Origin of the sequence: Caldibacillus thermoamylovorans, from assembly GCF_000751775.1 — a bacterium.
GTDB classification, from domain to species: Bacteria; Bacillota; Bacilli; order Bacillales; family Caldibacillaceae; genus Caldifermentibacillus; species Caldifermentibacillus hisashii.
Genome location: NZ_CCRF01000074.1, coordinates 1 through 2,455, shown reverse-complemented (window position 1 = coordinate 2,455; position 2,455 = coordinate 1). Strand labels below are relative to the sequence as shown.

At 31.3% G+C, this 2,455-nt stretch carries 3 protein-coding genes; all 3 read left to right on the top strand.

Annotated elements, in window-relative coordinates; genetic code table 11:
- Positions 1 to 113: 113 nt before the first annotated feature.
- The 3 genes from cas1 to cas4 are packed head-to-tail and all read left to right on the top strand — an operon-like array spanning position 114 to position 2,067.
- The gene (gene cas1, locus BT1A1_RS13130) at positions 114 to 1,136 is read left to right on the top strand and encodes a CRISPR-associated endonuclease Cas1 (RefSeq protein ID WP_034771995.1); all 1,023 of its coding nucleotides are present in this window, start codon (positions 114 to 116) and stop codon (positions 1,134 to 1,136) included.
- A gap of 2 nt (positions 1,137 to 1,138) precedes the next feature.
- Complete coding sequence (gene cas2, locus BT1A1_RS13125; protein WP_034771993.1) at positions 1,139 to 1,417, top strand: CRISPR-associated endonuclease Cas2; 279 nt, start codon at positions 1,139 to 1,141, stop codon at positions 1,415 to 1,417.
- A gap of 2 nt (positions 1,418 to 1,419) precedes the next feature.
- Positions 1,420 to 2,067, top strand: coding sequence for a CRISPR-associated protein Cas4 (gene cas4, locus BT1A1_RS13120; RefSeq protein WP_034771991.1), 648 nt, complete (start codon positions 1,420 to 1,422; stop codon positions 2,065 to 2,067).
- The last annotated feature ends 388 nt before the right edge of the window (positions 2,068 to 2,455 follow it).

Sequence of the window (2,455 nt, the reverse complement as noted above, 5' to 3'; positions counted from 1 at the left end):
AATATACAAAAAGCCTACTTTTAGGCTTATTTTTTTTGCATTTAGTGGCAATAATTGAATTGTAGGAAAATATGAAATATTAAATTTTGTAAACATGTTAGGAGAGGACGATAATGTTAAAAGAACTAATTATTGATGACTATGGGGTAAATTTGCACAAAGTAAGTGAGAGGCTTGTTTTAAAGAAACACGGCAAGGTAGTAGAAGAACATGCAATTAAAGAAATGCAAGATTTGGTGATTGGAAACAAATGCGGAATGGTTTCTATTAGTTTGCTTCAGGAATTAATCGGAAACGGTACGCAAATTCACTTTGTTGACTTTAAAGAAGAACCGTTTACTACATTATATGCACCTGGACACCACGGTTCTGTCAAAGCAAGAAGAGAACAGTTAATTGCTTATCATGACAATAGAGGTGTTGCCCTTGCAAAAGAAATTATCACAACAAAGATTCTAAATCAAATAAATACAATTAAATACTTTATGAAAAGCAGGAGGGGACATGCAATTGAAGAAGAATTAAAAATATTAATAGACGCAATGAAATTTCATAATCAAAAAATAAAAAATGTACAAGGTGAAACAATTGAACAAGTTAGAAAAGAAATCGTTTCTATTGAGGCCCATGCGGCAAAACGGTATTGGAAAGCAGTTAAGTTAATATTGGAAGAAAAGGGTTTGGAGTTTCCCGGGAGAAGTTGGCAATTACAAGAACCGGTCAACATGATGTTTAATTATGGATATGCGATTTTAAGAACTAGAGTCACTTCGGCTATCATTCGAGCAGGACTTGAAACATATGCAGGTTTTTTTCATGTTGATCGTTCTGGACGTATTTCATTTGTTTTAGATGTAATGGAAATATTCCGTCCTTCTATTGTTGATCGTCCGGTTATCTCATTGATTACAAGAGGTCATAAACCGGAAATAGAAGAAAAAGAAGATGGCTCGTTTTATTTGAGTGGAAAAACGTTGAAGTTATTAAGAGAATCGATTAACAACAGATTAGAATCGAAAGAGGAATTTAAAGGAAACGATTATTTTTTGAGAACCATTATACAACTACAAGTGAGGGATATTGCGTCTTTTTTTCGGGAAAATAAAAAATTCAAAGGTTATATTTCGAGGTGGTAATATTGAAAGTTTTGCTGATTTACGACATTACAGAGGATAAATTACGTAATAAGACTGCCAATATGTGTAAAGATTATGGTTTGATTAGGGTACAATACAGTGCGTTTTTTGGAGAAATTAGCAGAAATCTTCATGGTGAACTGACGCGGCGTTTAAAATTTTTATTAAAAGACAGTGAAAGAAGTAGTGTTTTAATATTTCCATTAAGTCAAGATAGCTTGGAAAATGTTATAAAGATTGATTTTAATTATTCTGAGGATACTTATGTAAATGAGGTGTAGAAATGTCGATAAATGTTACAGATATTAAACAGCTTGTCTATTGTCCAAGAGTAATTTATTACACTTATGTTGAGCCGGTACCGAGAAAAGTGTCATTTAAAATGGAGTATGCAAGAAGCCAACATTACGAATTAAACCAAAAAGAAAAGCGGCGTACATTGAAAAGATATAACTTAATTGAAGGTCAAAGATTGTATGGAGTAACCGTTTCATCGGATTCACTGAATTTAATTGGAAAACTCGATATTCTTATTGATACTGAAAATAAAAATGGTCAACGATACTACCCGGTTGAATGTAAAGATACGGACAGTAAAATCCATAAGAACATCATATATCAATTGGCTGCATATGCAATGTGTATAGAAGAAATGACAAAGACTTCTGTGAGGAAAGGGTACATTTATATTATTCCTAAACAAAAAGCTTACCCCATAAATATTACTGATGATCAAAAAAACTATGTTCGTAAAATTACCTCTATGATCAAGAAAATTATTTATGAGGAATATTATCCTGAGCCACGTTCGAAAAAAAGATGCTGGGATTGTGAATTTCAAAGATACTGTAGTGACTGTGATTTGCCAAATCTAAATGAAATGAAAGAAAGAAATAAAGAATTGATGAGGGAATTGTTGGGGTTTAAATAAATGCATTATTTTTCTTTTCAAATTATATTTTTTAAGAGGGGAAAAAATTAATACCTGTTTCCTCAATTAATATAACAAATAATAAAACGGTGATTTTATAGGTGTAGGAAATTATTTTACCAGTTTGTTTTTTAAATTTGTGTGGGGGAGTTATTTATTTGAAGGCCTTTGATCCAAATCAAAAATATTTATCGATACCTGATAAAAAAATGATTAGAAAATTATCGAACTGGTTTTAAAAATGACCAATATAGCGGTCAAAATTATGGCTAACCGCTATTCATTTGCTCCATATTGACTATAGGAATAGGTTTGACTCATGAAAAACATTTTTATATCATACAAGATGATGTAAGTGGGAGGTTTTGTTATATTGGATAAATTGAAA